Below are 20,913 nucleotides of genomic sequence, written 5' to 3'. Positions count from 1 at the left end.
TTACGCCTCTCTCTTCGGACAAGCTTTGACAGCCGGCGTCACGAATACTTTTCCGCCTTTTGAGCCAGGTACCGCGCCCCTAACAATAATTAGCTTACGCTCTGAATCAATACGCGCAATCTGAAGATTCTGCGTAGTAGACGTTACATCACCTAGGTGACCAGTCATGCGTTTACCCGGAAATACACGACCTGGATCCTGTGCCATACCAATCGAGCCTGGTACGTTGTGCGAGCGCGAGTTGCCGTGCGACGCACGGCCTGAGCTGAAATTATAACGTTTGATCGTACCTGTATAACCTTTTCCGATAGAAACACCTTGTACATCAACCATTTGACCCACTGTAAATAAGTTGATATCAATTACCGCGCCTAATAATAGATTAGCTGTTTTGTCAGCTTCAATACGAAATTCTTTTAAGATCTCGCCGGCCTGAACACCAGCTTTAGCAAGATGACCGGCTAGCGGTTTAGTTATACGTGAGGCTCGACGCTTACCAAAAGCAACTTGAACAGCCGCATAACCATCAGTTTTAATAGATTTAATCTGCGTTATACGGTTGTTAGATACATCTAATACAGTCACGGGAATCGAATCGCCGTCAGCCGTAAAGATACGGGTCATCCCAACCTTGTAACCTACGAGTCCAAGGCTCATTATTTTCTCCATTCCCGACTGCGATTGGTCGGGGCTAATTACAAAACACCGAAGCAGAAAAAATAATTTTATCTGTCACCCGGCTTTTAATTGAAAATTAAAAAACACGAATAACCTATTATTATAGGTAAGTATTTGTATTTTTTCAAGCAATCAATGACTTAGCGGTAAAGAAAAGCCGCATTACTGCAGCTTGATTTCGACGTCGACGCCCGCGGGCAAGTCAAGTTTCATCAGTGCATCTACAGTCTTATCAGTTGGATCTACAATGTCTAGTAGACGTAGATGTGTACGGATTTCTAATTGATCGCGTGACGTCTTATTCACGTGCGGCGATCGTAAGAGATCAAAGCGCTGGATGCGTCGTGGCAATGGAATTGGACCAACTAGAATCGCGCCTGTACGCTGTACTGTCTCGAAAATCTGCCGTGCTGATTGATCAACTAATTTATAGTCGAAAGCTCTTAGGCGGATACGAATTTTTTGCTTTTGCATAATACTTCCTATAAAGAGCGAGATGATATGACATCACCATAATGATCTTATCAAAAGAGCGCACGAGGAAAGACTAACTTGTCCCCGATACTACGTATACTACATATCCACTTTACTTAATAATCTTGGCAACCACACCGGCACCGACAGTACGACCACCTTCGCGGATTGCGAAGCGCAGGCCTTCTTCCATTGCGATCGGCGCAATTAATTTAACAGTGATCGACACATTATCACCGGGCATCACCATTTCTTTGTCCTTAGGCAACTCAATTGAGCCGGTTACATCTGTTGTACGGAAGTAGAACTGCGGCCGATAGTTGTTAAAGAATGGCGTATGGCGCCCACCTTCATCCTTACTTAGCACGTATACCTCCGCTGTAAAGTATGTGTGTGGCGTGATTGTACCTGGCTTAGCTAGTACTTGGCCACGCTCTACATCTTCGCGCTTGGTGCCGCGCAGCAGAATACCTACATTGTCTCCTGCCTGACCTTGGTCTAGTAGTTTGCGGAACATTTCTACGCCCGTACACGTCGTCTTCAACGTATTACGAATACCAACAACCTCAATTTCCTCACCGACTTTAATTATTCCACGCTCTACACGACCCGTGACAACAGTGCCGCGACCAGAAATAGAGAATACATCTTCTACCGGCATTAAGAATGCGCCATCTACCGTACGCTCTGGCGTCGGAATATGCGTATCTAGCGCAGCAGCTAGACGTATAATCGCCGCTTCACCTAAATCACTTTTATCTCCCTCTAGCGCTAGCTTTGCCGAGCCCTGGATGATTGGCGTATCATCGCCCGGAAACTCATACTTAGATAAAAGTTCGCGAACCTCCATTTCTACTAGTTCGAGCAACTCAGCATCGTCTACCATGTCACACTTGTTTAGGAAGACTATGATATACGGCACGCCTACTTGACGTGCTAGTAGAATATGCTCACGGGTTTGCGGCATTGGACCGTCCGCGGCTGACACCACTAAAATCGCGCCGTCCATCTGTGCTGCGCCAGTAATCATATTTTTTACGTAGTCCGCATGACCGGGGCAGTCTACGTGCGCATAGTGACGATACTCTGTTTCGTACTCAATATGTGCTGTATTAATCGTGATGCCACGAGCTTTCTCTTCTGGCGCCGCGTCGATCTCGTCATACTTCTTTGCTTCACCACCAAACTTCGACGACAAAACCGTCGCGATCGCCGCCGTCAGCGTGGTCTTACCATGGTCAACGTGACCGATCGTGCCTACGTTCACATGCGGCTTGGTCCGTTTAAACTTGCTTTTGGCCATTACCTCTCTTCTTGTAATAATGTTTTATAAATTTTGTACTACTGGAGATCATTTCATTTTCAAATTGATGATCGCATCAGCTACGTTACGTGGAGCCTCAGAATAATGCTTAAACTCCATCGTGTATGTTGCTCGGCCTTGTGTTAGCGAGCGCAGTGATGTTGAGTAGCCGAACATTTCTGACATTGGCACTTCCGCGCGGACGATCTTTCCGCCACTGACTATGTCTTCCATCCCCTGAACAATACCACGTCGACCCGACAGATCACCTATCACATTCCCCATATATTCTTCCGGCGTCTCGACTTCGACTGCCATCATCGGCTCGAGAATCACAGGATGCGCTATATGCATCGCGCTCTTAAACGCCATCGAACCAGCTATCCGGAATGCATTTTCGCTAGAGTCTACATCGTGGTACGAGCCAAATGTTAAATGCACTTTTACATCGACAACCGGAAAACCGGCTAGTACGCCGCTTTTCAGCGTTTCCTTAATGCCTTTGTCAACTGCAGGAATATACTCGCGCGGAATTACACCACCCTTAATCTCATCAAGAAATTCATAACCCTTACCCTGTTCATTGGGTTCTAGCGTTATTACCGCATGGCCATATTGGCCGCGTCCGCCAGACTGCTTAACAAGTTTTCCTTCGATATCTATTGCGGAATTTCGGATTGTTTCACGGTAAGCTACTTGTGGCTTACCAACCGTCGCCTCGACGTTAAATTCGCGTCTCATCCGGTCTACTAAAATTTCTAAGTGTAGCTCACCCATACCCGAAATAATTGTCTGACCCGATTCCTCGTCGGTGTGTACACGAAACGATGGATCTTCTTGCGCCAGGCGATGTAACGCAATGCTCATCTTCTCTTGGTCGGCTCTTGTTTTCGGCTCGACAGCCTGTGAGATTACTGGTTCCGGAAATACCATGCGCTCCAGTACAATTGGGTTGGCTATATTGCACAGCGTATCGCCAGTGGTTGCCTCTTTTAAACCAACTGCAGCAGCAATATCGCCAGCGCGTACTTCTTTGATTTCTTCGCGTTGGTTTGCGTGCATTTGTAAAACTCGGCCGATGCGCTCCTTCTTGCCCTTCGTCGAGTTTAGTACAGTATCGCCAGAATTAACAACACCCGAATATACGCGGAAGAAAATTAATTGCCCGACAAATGGGTCCGTCATAATTTTAAACGCAAGTGCCGAAAATTTCTCATCATCGGACGCGCGACGATTTGTACTTTCACCACCCTCCATTTCGCCCTTAACTGGCGGAATATCTATCGGCGATGGCAAGAAGTCGATTACCGCGTCTAGCATACGCTGCACTCCTTTATTCTTGAAGGCGGTCCCGCATAACATCGGCTGGATTTCACAGGCGATTGTGCGATCACGTAGCGCTTTGACAATTTCAGCTTCTGTCAGCGCTTCGCCAGCGAGATACTTTTCCATCAGCGCTTCGTTTGCTTCAGCCGCCGACTCAATTATCTTTTCGCGCCACTTGTTACATATGTCGACGAGCCTGATTGGTATATCAATATATTCAAATTTTGTTCCCTGTGATGCCTCGTCCCAAATAATTGCCTTCATTTTCAACAAGTCGACGACACCTTTAAATGACTCTTCTGCACCAATCGGCACGACAATTGGAACTGGATTAGCCTTTAAGCGCATTTTCAACTGGTCATACACCTTGAAAAAGTTTGCACCCGTACGGTCCATCTTGTTTACGAACAAAAGCCGTGGCACCTTATATTTATTGGCTTGACGCCAAACTGTTTCTGATTGAGGCTGTACGCCGCCAACCGCGCAGTAAACCATGCATGCGCCATCAAGAACACGCATTGAGCGCTCAACCTCGATCGTGAAATCTACGTGCCCAGGCGTATCAATAATATTGATACGGTGTTCTGGGTAGTTGTTAGCCATACCCTTCCAAAACGCTGTTGTTGCTGCAGAGGTGATCGTGATGCCACGTTCTTGTTCTTGTGCCATCCAGTCCATCGTTGCGGCACCATCGTGCACTTCGCCGATTTTGTGGTTCACACCGGTGTAAAATAAGATTCGCTCAGTCGTCGTAGTTTTTCCGGCGTCAATATGAGCGCTGATACCGATATTTCGGTAACGCTCGATAGGGGTCTTACGAGCCACTTTAATCTCTCAAGAAGATTGCGCAGCGCGAGAACCACGGTGCGCCTTAACACAAACCGGGCGAGAGCGCATCACAAGCGCACCCCCCGCCCGGAATTTTTTTGCCAGGATAGCCTATGCAGCTATTAGAAACGGAAATGCGAAAAAGCTCTATTTGCTTCCGCCATTCGATGTACTTCATCACGTTTTTTCATCGCACCACCCCGACCTTCTAAAGCTTCTAACAACTCACCAGCCAAGCGAAGCGCCATGGATTTTTCGCTACGCTTCTTAGCAGCCTCGCGTAACCAGCGCATTGCTAATGCCATACGGCGTGAAGGGCGTACTTCAATCGGAACTTGGTAATTTGCACCTCCAACGCGGCGGCTTTTTACCTCAACTACTGGTTTTACGTTACTCAATGCGACAGTGAATACCTCTAGTGGGTCCTTACCAGCTTTTCCCTGTATTTGCTCGAAGGCCCCATATACAATGCGCTCAGCTACTGACTTTTTTCCTGATAGCATAAGTACGTTCATGAATTTTGCAACATCAACATTACTAAACTTTGGATCCGGCAATATTTCCCGCTTAGGGACTTCGCGACGACGCGGCATTTTGTTCCTTTAACTGTTCAGTGGGAGTGATGATTTTTCCCACTATGCGGCTACCCCGCTTATCTGATTTATCTTACAGCTCTTACCTGCCTGAACGGGTATAATTACTTACCCGACAGTGCCGAATAACCCAGCAAAAAACGCTTTGTATCAACGAGCGATATAGATTATTTTCCTGCTATAGAGCGCTTTGCACCGTACTTTGAGCGAGCTTGCCTGCGGCCCTTCACTCCTTGTGTATCGAGCGAGCCGCGCACCATATGATAACGAACGCCTGGCAAGTCTTTAACCCGTCCGCCCCGAATTAGTACAACCGAGTGCTCTTGTAGGTTGTGTCCTTCACCACCAATGTATGAGATAACCTCGAAACCATTTGTTAAGCGAATTTTTGCGACTTTGCGAAGTGCCGAATTTGGCTTTTTAGGCGTTGTAGTATATACACGGGTACACACACCGCGACGCTGTGGACAGTCCTGCAAAGCAGGGCTACTACTCTTCGCATGTCCAGAACTGCGGCCTTTGCGCACCAATTGATTAATAGTTGGCATTGTTGATTCCTAGAAATAAACAAAATTGGATAGCGCAAACCTAAGGGGGCAGCCTAAAATGACCGCCTGCATGCCACCCAATAAGTAAAATTTGAATATTATCGGCGATAGTGCTATCGCCCTCTATTGTAGCAAATGGTCGGCTCACCTTTAGCTAGGGTGGCGATGAGCAATGCGAATAGAAGAAATTTTAGTTAAAAAATACCACAGCACATCATAATAAACCGAAAGTTTCAAGTGAGTCAACAGGTTTTATGTATTAACTTATATACTGAGAGCGACTATCACTACTAAGCAGTACTAATTATTTTGAGTAGTGCGTCAGTGACGCACTTGAACTTGCTCGCACCCAAACCTACTATATTACGTAGTGCCTCATGAAAAACAGGCCTACTGCGAGCTAGTTCGGCTAACATTGAGTGATGCAAAATCACATAATCCGGTACAGAGTTAGCCTTAGCTATCTTGCTGCGCCATGCGCGCAAAACCTGCCCTCCAGCATGCGCGCCAGGACCGTGATATGCTAGCCGTTATCTTAGTGTGCTCATTGTATGTGATAACTGCTTCTTTCAGTTGTTTTGATTGGATATACTAACGTAGTGTAATATTACACGTATCTATTAATACAGATCTACTCGCCTTCGTAAGTACCAATATACCAATACGTCCCGACCTCTGTGTGATTAACGAAAAACTAAGATAACGTGATTAACTGGCCGGAAACGTCTTCTATTGCGCCCCTGCAAGAAAGCCGAGCCGATACTAAAAGTGCTTAAAATGCCCGTGCCTCCTGGAACGCTCGATTTTATTGCCGCGCAATATATCCATCATCAGATGACCTACTCCATACTAACAGTCGCTAGCACGCTGCGCACGGTATATACAGAAAGCGTCATTCGTACTTTATAAGTTCCGTCTCCAGTTACTGGGGGCTCTAGGCAAGCATCACAATTACCACTTAGCTGGCTTGTTTTACTAAAATAGCTCAGCAAATGCGCGCATCAGCATTCAGCTACCTCATACAATCTAAACACCGCTTGATTTTTGCTGTGTGCACTTTCTTGTGCAACTTGTCAGACCTATACTTATCGATTATTTTGCGCTGTTGCACAACGTCGCTTAGTTCATAGGCCATCTATGCATTAGATTCAGGCTATCATCAATCCCTATTTATATTCGATTATTGTGCACATCACAGCATCCTCCTCGCATAAGAAAACCTGCTAGTTCTTCTAGCGAAGTTATGCGTCTACACTAGCATGCTACGCTAGCATGAACAATTCTCATTGTATTAGCCAGTTAAGCCGCATCTTCAACCTTACGTCGCGATAGATAATAAATAATACCTGAATCGTTCGTGCCGTCTATGTGGGGTATGCTGGACCCGAATAAAATTAAGTAATTGCAAGCAGACGTTATTTTCTCAATAATTTAGTAATGAATGTTCAGTCGCTTGAAGCTTAAAATGAAAACCCGAGAGTGATTTAACGCAAGCTGTTCAATAATTTCTTTCTCGTGTCAGCATATCTGGCGACGAAGGCGCGGTCTACGCGATGTGGGGGGTACTTGAGGGAATTACTTGTGCAGTATGGATAGTTTGCCCCATATTTAGGCCTAAAATAACGCTCCCACTGCGACACACAGTAGGCTTCATCGTATATTTAGACTCTCTTCAGTATAATATTGCTGGACGCTCTTAATCTGTTCGCTGAACCACTATGTACGTAAATTATCTCTGCACACTCAACTGCTTACTGTACCTCATCATAAAACGATACCAGGAAATATAGATAGACTAAATAACAGGAAAATCAGCAATAATATGACCTTATTAGGTCACTCTCTCTACGGATGTAGAAGATATCTTCGCTATTTACGCATCAACCAATTACTTAACCCCTGCGATCACTTCATGCTTACACTATTATTATTTTTTTCTATATTTTGAATAGAACCAAGAGACTTAGTATGTTTTCCAATTTTATTGGATAAGTTTTAAGAGTTTATATATGTATTTAGTAAACTAATGTTTTATTTTAATAAATTATTTTTTAGTTAACTCTTGGTTAACAAGTTTTTGGAAAAAATATTTTTATTAAGGCACTTCAGAACCATCTAATTTTATTAATTCATCTAAGTAAATTCTATATTATTTTTTTAATATAAAATTTATAGCTTCGATTTTAAGTAACGACTTGCTCGATATTTTCTATCGTTCTATAGATTTGAATATATTCATCGTCACGAAAAATTTTTCGCGTTACTGTATGCGCAATACCCTGTTTCGAAAATTAGACTATCGTCTAACTAATGTTTCATACTTAAATAGTATTAGTACCAAAAAAAATTCAGATCCCGATTTTTAGATAATCAAATTTTTTATTATTTTATAGAAATATATTATTAGTACTATCTTACGATATTTACGCTTATTTAATCAGCTCATAACATCGCATTCTGACTTATAATATAAGTATAACAATTTATAATTACTCAATTTTTCTAAATTTTTAAATATTTTCTATAAAAAACCAGATTTACTCTCTAATATCAGAATTAATAACCTGTATTCTGAAATTATACTATATAATATTTATGATACTGCGATCATGTATTTATTAATTTTAATAACTGTATTTTTTACAGAAAAGGAAGTTCGAAATACATATTTTTCTGTGAAAAATATTATTAACTAATTATTATTTTTTGTTTTAAGAAACTAGAAACCGCAAACTATTATAGTTCAGTATTAATTTTTAATATTGTCATACTTTTATGTATACATAAATATTTATAGGATTATATCCTGCTAATATATAGAGATTAACTAATCGCGCTATCATATTCTTACAAGTAGAAGCTGACACTAATTAGCTTAGTGTCAGCTAGGTATAAATCACTCGTTTTCTACATGCAAATGCTCGATCGGCGCTTCTGGCCTAACAAAGTCAAATGGGCTTGTGTACTTTTCTTCTGCTACAATCTGCTTGAAACGTTCGCCGTCTGTTATCTCCTTGATCTTGCGGGCTTTGTGGAATGCAAGTCCTGTACCGGCGGGGATTAAGCGACCGACTATTACATTCTCTTTTAGGCCACGAAGGTCGTCTCGCTTGCCCATGATTGCGGCTTCAGTTAACACACGCGTTGTCTCTTGAAATGATGCGGCTGAGATGAATGAATCAGTAGATAAAGACGCTTTGGTAATGCCAAGTAGCACATTCTCATAGGTTGCTGGTTGCCTGTCCTCCGCAATCATTCGGTCGTTCTCGTCGAGCATATCCGAACGCTCAACTTGTTCACCAGGGATAAACCGCGTATCACTGTTATCGACGATCTGTACACGCCGAAGCATCTGACGCACGATTACTTCAATGTGCTTATCATTGATCTTTACGCCTTGTAAACGATATACGTCCTGCACTTCATCAACGATGTAGTGCGCAAGTGCCTCGACACCCTGTAAACGTAGGATATCGTGCGGGTCGGCAGGCCCATCGACAATCATCTCGCCTTTGTTAACAACTTGGCCATCGTGCACAAGAACCTGCTTTTCTTTCGCAATTAGGAATTCATGCTGATTGTTATCTAGGTCTGTTATAACTAAGCGCTGTTTTCCTTTTGTGTCTTTTCCAAACGATACCGTCCCAGTGACTTCTGCTAAAATGCCCGCATCTTTTGGCGAACGCGCTTCAAATAACTCAGCAACCCGTGGCAGGCCACCAGTAATGTCACGCGTCTTTTGCGACTCTGTCGGAATCCGCGCTAGCACTTCGCCAACCTGTACTTGCTGACCGTCTTTTACTGTGATTAACGCGCCGACCTGGAAACCAATCTGTACAGCATGCTCAGTTCCTGGAATCTTTACTTCGTCGCCGGTCGAATTGAGCAGTTTGACTTGCGGCCGAACACTCTTAGAGGACTGCGGGCCCCGACGCTTTGTGTCAATCACAACAAGCGTTGACAAGCCGGTTACTTCATCAATCTGCTTCGCGACTGTTGCGCCCTCCTCAACATTCTCAAACTTTACTGTGCCACCGTACTCGGTAATGATCGGACGGGTCATCGGATCCCATATCGCAAGCTGTGTACCTGCTCTAATCTGCACCCCATCTAACTGTAGCAGCGTTGCACCGTATGGGATCTTATGGTGTTCTCGCTCTCGGCCGAAGTCATCCGCGATGATAACTTCGCCGGAGCGAGAAATAACAATCTGTTCGCCCTTTGAACTTGTAACGTGGCGCATTGTCGAGGTAAAGCGTACGGTACCATTAGACTTTGCTTCAACACTAGACGCCACCGCTGCGCGCGATGCGGCACCGCCGATATGGAACGTGCGCATTGTCAACTGCGTACCTGGTTCGCCGATCGATTGTGCAGCGATTACACCGACCGCTTCGCCTACATTTACTAGTAACCCGCGCCCAAGATCTCGACCATAGCACTTTGCGCATAATCCATAGCGCGTTTCGCAAGTCAAAGGTGTGCGCACGCGTACCTCATCGATACCAAGGTGCTCAATTTTTTCAACCGTAGTTTCATTTAGTAATGTGCCTGATTCGTAGAGTATCTCCTGAGTTTCTGGATGGATAATATCGGCTACCGCGACGCGGCCGAGAATTCTATCCCGTAGCGCTTCAATAACTTCACCGCCTTCGACTAGAGCTTTCATCGCTACACCCTGACCAGTACTACAATCTTCCTCGACTACTACTAGGTCCTGCGTCACGTCCACTAAACGACGAGTCAGGTATCCTGAGTTCGCAGTCTTCAGCGCGGTATCTGCTAAGCCCTTACGTGCACCATGAGTTGAGATAAAATACTGCAGTACGTTCAGGCCTTCTCGGAAGTTCGCAGTAATCGGTGTTTCAATAATTGATCCGTCTGGTTTTGCCATTAGACCGCGCATACCCGCTAATTGGCGAATCTGAACTGCCGAACCACGGGCACCAGAGTCTGCCATCATATAGATAGAATTAAACGACTCTTGTCGCGTTTTATGGCCATTTCGGTCAACTACTGGTTCAGTTGATAGCTGTTCCATCATCGCTTTTCCGACCGACTCAGACGTTGCTGACCAGATATCGACTACGTTATTGTAACGTTCCTGGGCAGTAACTAGACCAGACATGTACTGACGATCATATTCTTTTACCTTTTTAGCGGCCTCGCCTACAATCATTTCTTTTTGCGGTGGAACCAGCATATCGTCCACACAGATCGAAATCCCAGCACGCGTAGCTAACCTAAACCCAGATTGCATCAACTGGTCAGCAAAAATGACTGTCTCGCGTAAGCCACAACAGCGGAAAGCAGTATTAATCAACCGAGAAATTTCTTTCTTCTTCAGGGGTTTATTTAGCACGCTGAACGGCAGGCCAACCGGCAAGATCTCCGATAAAATTGCACGGCCGACAGTAGTTGAATGCAGTGCAACTTTTGGAACGAACTTCGGCGAATTATCGCAGCAATCTTCGTTAGCTACCATCTCGGTGATTCGCACGTTGACGCGTGAGGCCAGCTCTACCTCCTTGTTCTCATACGCCCGCAAAACTTCGTCCACGCCAGTAAATATCATGCCCTCACCCTTCGCATGAATCGCTTCGCGTGTCGCGTAGTACAAGCCAAGTACAATGTCCTGTGACGGCACAATCGACGGATCACCATTAGCCGGGAATAGTACATTGTTAGATGCGAGCATAAGCGTGCGTGCCTCCATCTGCGCTTCGAGCGACAGGGGTACATGTACGGCCATCTGGTCACCATCGAAGTCGGCATTGAAGGCTGCACACACGAGCGGGTGTAGTTGAATTGCTTTGCCTTCGATTAGCACTGGCTCAAACGCCTGGATCCCTAATCGGTGGAGCGTCGGCGCGCGGTTTAGCATCACTGGGTGCTCGCGGATCACTTCCTCGAGAATATCCCATACCACTGGTGTCTGACTTTCAACTTCTTTTTTAGCGGCTTTAATTGTCGTCGCGACACCCATAACCTCCAGTTTATTGAAGATAAATGGTTTAAATAACTCGAGCGCCATCAGCTTTGGGAGACCACACTGGTGAAGCTTGAGCGTCGGACCGACAACAATTACCGAGCGACCCGAGTAGTCGACGCGCTTGCCTAACAGGTTTTGACGGAAGCGGCCACCCTTACCCTTAATCATATCGGCAAGCGATTTTAGTGGTCGCTTATTAGCACCGGTCATCGCCTTGCCGCGGCGTCCATTATCGAGTAACGAGTCAACTACCTCTTGTAACATCCGCTTTTCGTTGCGAACGATAATTTCTGGTGCTTTTAGTTCAAGTAGACGCTTCAACCGATTGTTTCTGTTAATTACACGACGATATAAGTCGTTGAGGTCGGATGTAGCAAACCGGCCGCCATCTAGCGGTACTAATGGCCTCAACTCCGGCGGTAGCACCGGCAGCACTTCGAGAATCATCCAGTCCGGCTTTATACCAGAACGCTGGAATGCCTCAAGTACCTTTAGGCGCTTCGCGTATTTTTTGATCTTAGCCTCAGAACCAGTGTTTTTTAGCTCTGTGCGCAGCTGTTCAACCTGCGCATCGATGTCGATTGAGCGTAGAAGCTCGCGAACACCTTCCGCGCCCATTTCGGCTCGAAAATCATCGCCGTACTCCTCGATCTTATAGTAATCTTCTTCGGTCATGATTTGCCGCGCCTTAAGCGATGTCATACCCGGATCGATTACAACATATGCTTCAAAGTACAGCACGCGCTCGATATCGCGTAACGTCATGTCTAGCACCATGCCTAAACGCGACGGTAGTGACTTTAGAAACCAGATGTGTGCAACTGGCGAAGCTAGCTCAATATGGCCCATGCGCTCGCGGCGTACCTTTGTGAGCGTTACCTCAACACCACACTTCTCGCAGATTACTCCCCGATGCTTCAAGCGCTTATACTTACCACACAGGCATTCATAATCTTTGATTGGGCCAAAAATCTTTGCGCAAAATAAACCATCGCGCTCTGGCTTAAACGTACGGTAGTTGATAGTCTCCGGCTTTTTCACTTCACCGAACGACCACGACCGGATCTTGTCCGGCGAGGCTAGCCCTATCTTAATTGCATCAAAAACTTCTTCTTGTTGGACTTGCTTAAATAGATCGAGCAAAGCTTTCATCGCTTCTCTCCAGTAGACCGATTAGTTCCGGTCAAGATCAATATCGATACCAAGTGACCGGATTTCTTTCACTAGCACGTTAAACGACTCCGGCATTCCCGCATCGATTACATGATCGCCTTTCACGAGGTTCTCGTACACTTTCGTGCGACCTGTCACGTCATCCGATTTCACCGTGAGCATTTCTTGTAAAACGTACGATGCACCGTACGCCTCTAGAGCCCACACCTCCATTTCCCCGAAGCGCTGGCCACCGAACTGCGCTTTACCGCCCAATGGCTGCTGAGTCACTAGCGAGTACGGACCAGTTGAGCGTGCATGCATTTTGTCGTCGACAAGATGATGTAGCTTTAGCATGTGCATGTAGCCGACTGTAACTGGGCGCTCGAACGACTCGCCTGTTCGCCCGTCGTATAGAGTGACCTGATTTTTTGATTTCGTCATTCCTAGCTGTTGCGCTATCTCATCTGGAAACCCAAGATCGAGCATGCGAGAAATCTCTTTTTCATGCGCACCGTCAAATACCGGTGTTGCAAACGGCACGCCTTCCTTCAGGTTTTGAGCAAGCTCGATGATTTCATCATTGGACATTTCGTCGATTAACTCTGGACGCCCCGATTCGTTATAAACTTTTACCAGAAGTGACCGAAGATCCTGCAATAGCGTTACCTTCTTAGTCTGTAGCATTTCTCCAATACGCCAACCCAAACCTTTTGCGGCCCAGCCTAAATGAGTCTCGAGGATCTGACCAACATTCATCCGAGATGGTACGCCCAGCGGATTTAATACAACATCGCAGGGACGACCGTCCGCCATATATGGCATGTCTTCAATCGGGATAATCTTAGAAACAACTCCTTTATTCCCATGACGGCCGGCCATCTTATCTCCCGGCTGCAAGCGACGCTTAACTGCTAAGTATACTTTGACCATCTTTAGAACGCCTGGGGATAGCTCATCGCCTTGCGTGAGTTTCTTGCGCTTTTCTTCGAATGCAAGGTCGAATTGATGGCGCTTTTGCTCAATTGATTCCTTAATCGCTTCTAGTTGCCCTGCTGCGTCGTCGTCTTCTAAGCAAATATCGAACCAGTGATAATGATCTAAATTATCTAAGTATTCACGCGTAATTTTTGTACCCTTCGCAAGCTTTTTAGGGCCACCGTTCGCAACCTTACCATCAAACATTCGGGCTAGCCGCTCAAATGCATCACTTTCGACGATCCGTAACTGATCGTTTAAATCTAATCGATAGCGTTTAAGCTCGTCATCGATGATCTGCTGTGCACGCTTATCTCGTGGGATACCCTCTCGCGTAAACACTTGTACATCGATCAGAGTGCCTGTCATGCCAGATGGTACGCGGAGTGATGTATCCTTCACGTCAGACGCTTTTTCACCAAAGATTGCGCGCAGCAACTTTTCTTCCGGTGTTAGTTGTGTCTCGCCTTTTGGGGTTACTTTACCAACCAACACATCGCCTGCTTCGACCTCGGCGCCAATATAGACGATGCCTGATTCATCTAGACGGTTTAACTGCGCTTCAGCTAGATTAGAGATATCACGCGTGATTTCTTCTGGCCCGAGCTTCGTATCGCGCGCTACGATATTGAGCTCTTCAATGTGGATCGATGTATAACGGTCATCGGCAACTACACGCTCAGAGATCAGGATTGAGTCCTCGAAATTGTAACCGTTCCATGGCGTGAAAGCGACTAGCATGTTCTGGCCAAGCGCGAGCTCTCCTAGATCTGTCGACGCACCATCGGCGATTACATCGCCATGTGCGACACGGTCGCCAACCTTTACGATCGGTCGCTGGTTAATATTTGTGTTTTGATTCGAACGCGTATACTTAATTAGATTATAGATATCAACGCCAACCTCACCCGCTACAGCTTCGTCATCGTTTACGCGAATTACTACGCGGCCTGCGTCAACATAGTCGATCACGCCACCGCGACATACTTGAACCGTCGTGCCAGAATCTACCGCGGTCGTACGCTCAATACCAGTACCAACTACCGCTTTTTCTGGTCGCAGGCAAGGCACTGCCTGGCGCTGCATGTTTGAACCCATTAACGCGCGATTTGCGTCATCATGCTCAAGAAATGGAATGAGCGAAGCCGCTACTGACACGATCTGCGAAGGCGCAACATCCATATATTGAATACGATCTGGTGTAACCATTAGCGTTTCGCCAGCTTCTCGGGCTGAAACTAGCTCGTCAATTAGCTGACCATCGTCATCGATTGCTGCATTTGCTTGCGCGATCACGTACCGACCTTCTTCGATTGCAGATAGGTAGTCGATTTGGTCGCTCACTTTTCCGTCGATTACTTTCCTGTACGGTGTCTCGAGGAAGCAGTATTCGTTCAGATGTGCATATAGTGCTAGCGAGTTGATCAAGCCAATATTTGGACCTTCTGGGGTTTCAATCGGACATACTCGACCATAGTGGGTTGGGTGTACATCACGCACTTCAAAACCAGCACGCTCACGCGTCAAGCCTCCTGGCCCTAGCGCAGACACACGCCGCTTATGTGTGATCTCTGACAGCGGGTTTGTCTGGTCCATAAACTGCGATAGCTGAGACGAGCCAAAGAACTCACGAATAGCCGATGAAATCGGCTTTGAGTTAATGAGGTCATGTGGCATGAGGTTTTCACTTTCTGCCTGGCCTAGACGTTCCTTCACTGCTCGCTCTACACGCACTAGGCCAGCACGGAACTGGTTTTCGGCCAATTCACCAACACAGCGTACACGACGATTTCCAAGGTGGTCAATATCATCAATCTCACCCTTACCATTGCGCAATTCGACCAAAATCTTAATAGACGCAAGAATGTCAGTATCAGTTAACGTCATTGGACCGTGAATCTCATCTCGACCCACGCGACGGTTAAACTTCATACGACCTACCTTGGAAAGGTCATACGCATCTTCGTTATAAAATAAACGGTTGAATAACGTTTCGACTGCTTCCTCTGTTGGTGGCTCACCTGGCCGCATCATTCGGTAAATCGCAATGCGTGCAGCGGTTTTATCAGCAGTTTCATCGATACGTAGCGTTAATGAAATATACGGACCCTGATCTAGATCGTTTGTATACAACGTCTGTATTTCTTGTATGCCGACTTCGCGTAGTTTTGCCAGCACGTTCTCAGTAATCTCGTCATTCGCATTGACAATCACTTCGCCGGTATCCGTGTCAATTATGTTCTTTGAGAGCACACGACCGATCAGATAGTCCTCTGGCACCGAGATATATTTCGTCTTCGTATTCTCGAGGTCGCGGATATGTTTAGCGTTGATCCGCTTATCTTTCTGCACAATGATCTTGCCATTCTGATCAACAATATCGAAACGTGCAACCTCTCCTCGCAGCCGATCCGGCACGAATTTCATCTGCGCACCGTCTTGCATTAATTTAAAGTGATCAAATACAAAGAAATACGCTAGGATTTGCTCAGGCGTCAAGCCAATAGCTTTCAACAGAATCGTCACCGGCATCTTGCGGCGACGGTCAACGCGGAAGTACAAAATATCTTTCGGGTCGAACTCAAAATCTAGCCACGATCCCCGATACGGGATGATGCGTGCCGAGAATAGCAACTTACCCGAGCTGTGTGTTTTTCCCTTGTCATGCTCGAAGAATACGCCTGGTGATCGATGGAGCTGCGAGACAATTACGCGCTCGGTTCCGTTAATTACAAAAGATCCGGTTGGCGTCATGAGCGGGATCTCGCCCATGTATACTTCCTGCTCCTTCACTTCTTTAATAACTGGCTTAGTTGGCGACTCCCTGTCGAAGATCACTAGGCGGACTTTTGCCCGCAATGCAGAGCAATAGGTTAGACCACGCTGCTGGCATTCTTTAACATCAAACGCAGGTGATGAGAGCGCATAGCTGACGAACTCAAGTCGGGCAAAGTTATTATGCGAAACAATTGGAAAGACCGATGTAAATGCGGCTTGCAGTCCTTCCGGCCTACGTTGCGTGGCGAGTACATGCGCTTGTAGAAAGGTGTTAAATGATTCAAGCTGGGTAGCCAGCAGAAAAGGAACTGGGTGAACGATAGGGCGCTTCGCAAAACTCTTACGAATACGCTTCTTCTCGGTGAAGGAATATTGCATACGATCTCCGAATCACGGCAGAATAGTTCATTTCTCCAACAGCAATGAACCGAGTTGCCTGAGTGTTCACCGACTGAGACCCTGTGGTCGTCTAAACGCTTGAACGAACCAAGAAGCTTGGTGATTGGCCGCTACCAACTGCTGGATGATGGCAGCGGTTACCCATGTTGCCCGCTACCCGGACCAAACTTGTCTTCTGCAGTCGCTTCAGAAGACAAAGAAAAAACAGGTACTATCAAACGATAGTCTTTTCTTTGACTTCTGTGATTATTACAGCACCGCGCGATCAATAAAATCGCCTTCAAGATCTAAAAAGCGCAAAAAGGCTGACGGTTTCAGACCGTCAGCCCTCGCATAAGATATTGAAAGTTATTTGATTTCAGCTTTTGCGCCGGCGTCTTCAAGCTTTTTCTTTGCCTCTTCAGCAATAGCCTTCGGTGCCGATTCTTTTACAGCCTTTGGTGCACTATCAACTAAATCTTTTGCTTCTTTCAGGCCTAGACCAGTCAGTTCACGAACAGCTTTGATTACCGATACTTTATTTGCACCGATTTCAAGCAAGTTGACCGTAAATTCAGTTTGCTCTTCTGGCGCGGCAGCACCGCTGCCGACACCTGCTGGGCCCGCAACGGCAAAAGTAGTAGCCGACACACCAAACTTCTCTTCAAACGCCTTTACTAGCTCGTTCATTTCCAGAACTGACATCTCGCCAACGGCGTTCAGAATGTCTTCTTTTGCGATTGCCATTTAAAATACTCTTAACTTGAAATGTAGATTTTTAGTTAACTATTTGCAGCAAACTGGGCTCGCGCCCGGCCTAGCCGTCAGGCTATCTCGCTTCGTCTTTTTTCGACTAGCATAGCTAAAGCACGTGCGAAACCGGAAATAGGTATCTGTATAATACCCAGCAGCTTTGCGAGAAGTTCCTCGCGGCTCAGAATAGAAGCCAACGCTTGCACGTCGGCTTTATCCATTATCTTGCCTTTATAAGAGCCGGCCTTAATCACGAGTTTGTCAGTTGTTCTAACAAAATCATGAATGATCTTAGCTGCCGAGACTGCATCACTTGAAATACTATAGATTAAGGGACCGGTCATTTGCTCAGTAAGCGAAGCAAACAGCGTACCTACAACAGCACGACGTGCAAGCGTGTTCTTTAAGACGCGCAGGTATACTTGTTGCTCGCGCGCCTTCGCGCGAAGCTTTGTCAGATCACTAACCGCAATCCCACGATATTCGGCTAATACGATAGTCTGAGCTTGCAGAATTTGTATGACAATCTCTGCTATGATGGCCTGCTTATCTTTACGATTGAGTGGCAACGTTTCACCTCCAGATTTGGTTCGCTAGGGGATCGTTTCGACCACGTTCACGTACCGCGTTTTATAAACAGCGTCCGAGATTATTAAGAGTATTTAAGCCAGCATACTTATCATAATGCCTGGTTTCTATGCTACAGAACTATTTCGGGTTCGCCATCTGCGTTGGATCTTTTATTAAGGTTAGGTAATGTAATTACCTGCCCGCCAACGATCTTTGAAAGCTACCTGTATATGTATTACATCTGATAATAACGGTACAACTATTGCCTAAAATATATATAGCACAGCGCGACTACTATTATACGCTGCGTTATTAGTCGTTATATAAAAACCGTGCTGGAGTCAATGCGCACACTAACACCCATCGTGCTTGACATTGCAATCTTGCGCAAATAAACGCCTTTGCTTGTCATCGGCTTAGCTTTTTGCAGCTCAGAAAGCAAAACAGTAAGATTAGACTTCAGCGCAGTTGGTTGAAAAGATGCTCGGCCAATCGTTGCATGAATTATTCCAGCCTTATCGACACGAAACCGAATTTGACCGGCTTTTGCATTTTTGACTGCAGTCGCTACGTCTAAAGTAACCGTGCCTACCTTTGGATTCGGCATTAAACCGCGCGGACCGAGAATTTGACCGAGCATGCCGACTACGCGCATTGTATCTGGCGATGCAATTACGATATCGAAATTCAGATTACCTACTTTAATTTGTTCAGCCAAGTCTTCCATCCCAACGATGTCAGCACCTGCAACTTTTGCTTGCTCCGCTTTGTCACCTTGCGCGAATACAGCGACACGTATATTTTTTCCGGTTCCAGCTGGCAATACAACCGAGCCTCGCACAACTTGGTCTGATTTTTTTGCATCTACACCCAGCTGTACAGCAACATCGATCGACTCATCAAACTTAGCGGTTGAGCATTGCTTAATGAGCGGCATCGCCTCATCGATTCGATATAGCTTCAGGTGATCGACTCTACTATTTAGTGCTCTTAAGCGCTTTGAGATCTTAGCCATTACATACCTTCTACAGTAACACCCATCGAACGCGCGCTACCAGCGATTGTTCGAACTGCTGCATCAAGGTCAGATCCAGTAAGATCTGGCATTTTTATTTTAGCAATTTCTTGAGCTTGTACCTGTGTGATATTACTCACTTTTTCGATGTGTGGCTTACTAGATCCCTTGTTAATCTGCGCTGCTTTCTTAATTAGAATAGTTGCTGGGGGCGTCTTTAGGACAAAAGAAAAACTTTTATCTGCATAAACGGTAATCACAAGAGGCGTCGGCAAACCCGGCTCAAGGCCTTGCGTTTGCGCGTTAAATGCTTTACAGAATTCCATAATGTTGAGACCGCGCTGCCCCAGCGCTGGCCCGACTGGTGGTGACGGATTAGCTTTACCTGCAGGAATCTGTAGCTTAATAAAGCCGATAATTTTTTTTGCCATGTGCAACCTTAGGTAAACGCCTGACGTTCGTTGGATAATAACGCACTTAGCACACTTCTGGTAAACCGTACCAGAACTCTTCAACAGTCAATTAGATGGAGGCGCCAATATTTTCACATAATGGCACGGCATGTTGGGGGTACCATTAAACATCAGACTTTCTCAACTTGGCCGAACTCAAGCTCAACCGGCGTTGCGCGCCCAAAAATTGTCACTGAAACACGTACGCGCGACTTTTCATAATTAACCTCTTCAACGCTGCCATTAAAATCCGTGAATGGACCCTCCTTGACACGAACTAGCTCGCCGACTTCGAACAATGTTTTTGGCCGCGGCTTTTCGACACCTTCTTGCATTTGTGACATAATTTTCTCAACCTCACGGTGTGAGACGGGACTTGGACGATGTTTCGCGCTGCCGACAAACCCGGTTACTTTGGCAATATTTTTTACTAAATGCCATGTTTCGTCAGTCATTACCATCTCAATCAACACGTATCCCGGGAAAAATCGGCGCTCGGTCACCGATTTGTATCCACTCTTAATCTCTACGACTTCTTCGGTTGGAACTAGAATCTGGCCAAACTTATCTTGCATGCCAGCACGCTGAATTCGCTCCTGAAGCGCACGTTGTACGCTTTTTTCCATCCCAGAGTAAGCATGTATGACGTACCAACGCTTTCTATCTGATGATGCTTCGCTAGCGCTCATATCACCTCCAACCCAGAATTAGCGAGAAAATGACCCACTCAATGGTCTTATCGCTAACCCAAAGATAGATCGACATCAGAAACACGAAGCCAAATACAACTAGCGTCGTTTGGCTAGCTTCTTTAGAAGTTGGCCAAACAATTTTATTAAGCTCGCGGTACGAATCTTTTACAAATTTAATAAAACTTTGACCTGAGGCAGAAACAAGTTCTACCGCAATAGCTGCAACGATACTAACTGCTAGCGTTGTGCTACGTATATACCAAGCATACATATCAAGCAAGTAAAATGCAGCAATCCCAGCGACAACAAGCAATACACCTAGCGTAAGTAATATTCTGTTGCTTACGCCATTCACAGTTTCGACGGATGAATTCGCCATAACACCCCAAAACGAACGGTGCCG

Annotated in this window: 15 protein-coding genes; all 15 read right to left on the bottom strand. The window is 45.9% G+C overall.

Annotated elements, in window-relative coordinates:
• On the bottom strand, positions 1-657 hold the full coding sequence (rplC, locus tag GJV44_RS00295; RefSeq protein ID WP_226806531.1) for a 50S ribosomal protein L3: 657 nt from the start codon (positions 655-657) through the stop codon (positions 1-3).
• A gap of 183 nt (positions 658-840) precedes the next feature.
• Complete coding sequence (gene rpsJ, locus GJV44_RS00290; protein WP_226806530.1) at positions 841-1,152, bottom strand: 30S ribosomal protein S10; 312 nt, start codon at positions 1,150-1,152, stop codon at positions 841-843.
• Between the two features lie 112 nt (positions 1,153-1,264).
• Positions 1,265-2,455 carry an elongation factor Tu gene (gene tuf, locus GJV44_RS00285; RefSeq protein WP_226806517.1) on the bottom strand — a complete coding sequence of 397 codons (1,191 nt, stop codon included), beginning with the start codon at positions 2,453-2,455 and terminating at the stop codon, positions 1,265-1,267.
• 48 nt (positions 2,456-2,503) lie between these two features.
• Positions 2,504-4,606 carry an elongation factor G gene (gene fusA, locus GJV44_RS00280; protein ID WP_226806529.1) on the bottom strand — a complete coding sequence of 701 codons (2,103 nt, stop codon included), beginning with the start codon at positions 4,604-4,606 and terminating at the stop codon, positions 2,504-2,506.
• Between the two features lie 125 nt (positions 4,607-4,731).
• Positions 4,732-5,202 (bottom strand): 30S ribosomal protein S7, encoded by a 471-nt coding sequence (rpsG, locus tag GJV44_RS00275; protein WP_226806528.1) that lies wholly within the window; start codon positions 5,200-5,202, stop codon positions 4,732-4,734.
• 167 nt (positions 5,203-5,369) lie between these two features.
• The gene (gene rpsL / locus GJV44_RS00270; protein WP_226806527.1) at positions 5,370-5,750 is read right to left on the bottom strand and encodes a 30S ribosomal protein S12; all 381 of its coding nucleotides are present in this window, start codon (positions 5,748-5,750) and stop codon (positions 5,370-5,372) included.
• A 290-nt stretch (positions 5,751-6,040) separates the two neighbouring features.
• Complete coding sequence (locus GJV44_RS04525) at positions 6,041-6,235, bottom strand: HRDC domain-containing protein (RefSeq protein ID WP_226806526.1); 195 nt, start codon at positions 6,233-6,235, stop codon at positions 6,041-6,043.
• Positions 6,236-8,646: 2,411 nt separating this feature from the next.
• Positions 8,647-12,894, bottom strand: a complete 4,248-nt coding sequence (gene rpoC / locus GJV44_RS00260; protein WP_226806525.1) for a DNA-directed RNA polymerase subunit beta' — start codon at positions 12,892-12,894, stop codon at positions 8,647-8,649.
• A gap of 21 nt (positions 12,895-12,915) precedes the next feature.
• Positions 12,916-17,028 carry a DNA-directed RNA polymerase subunit beta gene (gene rpoB / locus GJV44_RS00255; protein ID WP_226806524.1) on the bottom strand — a complete coding sequence of 1,371 codons (4,113 nt, stop codon included), beginning with the start codon at positions 17,026-17,028 and terminating at the stop codon, positions 12,916-12,918.
• A 369-nt stretch (positions 17,029-17,397) separates the two neighbouring features.
• A complete protein-coding gene (rplL, locus tag GJV44_RS00250) occupies positions 17,398-17,775 on the bottom strand; it encodes a 50S ribosomal protein L7/L12 (protein ID WP_226806523.1) in 378 nt (125 codons plus the stop codon).
• A gap of 77 nt (positions 17,776-17,852) precedes the next feature.
• Entirely contained in the window at positions 17,853-18,350 is a 498-nt protein-coding gene (gene rplJ, locus GJV44_RS00245; RefSeq protein ID WP_226806522.1) for a 50S ribosomal protein L10, read from the bottom strand.
• A 320-nt stretch (positions 18,351-18,670) separates the two neighbouring features.
• Positions 18,671-19,366, bottom strand: a complete 696-nt coding sequence (gene rplA / locus GJV44_RS00240; protein WP_226806521.1) for a 50S ribosomal protein L1 — start codon at positions 19,364-19,366, stop codon at positions 18,671-18,673.
• A complete protein-coding gene (gene rplK / locus GJV44_RS00235; RefSeq protein ID WP_226806520.1) occupies positions 19,366-19,797 on the bottom strand; it encodes a 50S ribosomal protein L11 in 432 nt (143 codons plus the stop codon). The genes rplA and rplK overlap by 1 nt, the downstream gene beginning before the upstream one ends.
• A 152-nt stretch (positions 19,798-19,949) precedes the next feature.
• On the bottom strand, positions 19,950-20,507 hold the full coding sequence (nusG, locus tag GJV44_RS00230; RefSeq protein ID WP_226806519.1) for a transcription termination/antitermination protein NusG: 558 nt from the start codon (positions 20,505-20,507) through the stop codon (positions 19,950-19,952).
• A 1-nt stretch (position 20,508) separates the two neighbouring features.
• A complete protein-coding gene (gene secE / locus GJV44_RS00225) occupies positions 20,509-20,889 on the bottom strand; it encodes a preprotein translocase subunit SecE (RefSeq protein WP_226806518.1) in 381 nt (126 codons plus the stop codon).
• Between the last annotated feature and the right edge of the window lie 24 nt (positions 20,890-20,913).

The sequence above is a fragment of the Candidatus Vallotiella adelgis genome (genome assembly GCF_020541305.1).
Classification (GTDB): Bacteria; Pseudomonadota; Gammaproteobacteria; order Burkholderiales; family Burkholderiaceae; genus Mycetohabitans; species Mycetohabitans adelgis.
This window is presented reverse-complemented; position numbering and strand designations above follow the sequence as displayed.

Bases quoted from the DNA above. Each gene is read 5' to 3' on its own strand.
- rplC (WP_226806531.1), bottom strand. From the start codon at position 657: ATGAGCCTTGGACTCGTAGGTTACAAGGTTGGGATGACCCGTATCTTT.
- rpsJ (WP_226806530.1), bottom strand. From the start codon at position 1,152: ATGCAAAAGCAAAAAATTCGTATCCGCCTAAGAGCTTTCGACTATAAA.
- tuf (WP_226806517.1), bottom strand. From the start codon at position 2,455: ATGGCCAAAAGCAAGTTTAAACGGACCAAGCCGCATGTGAACGTAGGC.
- rpsG (WP_226806528.1), bottom strand. From the start codon at position 5,202: ATGCCGCGTCGTCGCGAAGTCCCTAAGCGGGAAATATTGCCGGATCCA.
- rpsL (WP_226806527.1), bottom strand. From the start codon at position 5,750: ATGCCAACTATTAATCAATTGGTGCGCAAAGGCCGCAGTTCTGGACAT.
- rpoC (WP_226806525.1), bottom strand. From the start codon at position 12,894: ATGAAAGCTTTGCTCGATCTATTTAAGCAAGTCCAACAAGAAGAAGTT.
- rpoB (WP_226806524.1), bottom strand. From the start codon at position 17,028: ATGCAATATTCCTTCACCGAGAAGAAGCGTATTCGTAAGAGTTTTGCG.
- rplL (WP_226806523.1), bottom strand. From the start codon at position 17,775: ATGGCAATCGCAAAAGAAGACATTCTGAACGCCGTTGGCGAGATGTCA.
- rplA (WP_226806521.1), bottom strand. From the start codon at position 19,366: ATGGCTAAGATCTCAAAGCGCTTAAGAGCACTAAATAGTAGAGTCGAT.
- rplK (WP_226806520.1), bottom strand. From the start codon at position 19,797: ATGGCAAAAAAAATTATCGGCTTTATTAAGCTACAGATTCCTGCAGGT.
- nusG (WP_226806519.1), bottom strand. From the start codon at position 20,507: ATGAGCGCTAGCGAAGCATCATCAGATAGAAAGCGTTGGTACGTCATA.
- secE (WP_226806518.1), bottom strand. From the start codon at position 20,889: ATGGCGAATTCATCCGTCGAAACTGTGAATGGCGTAAGCAACAGAATA.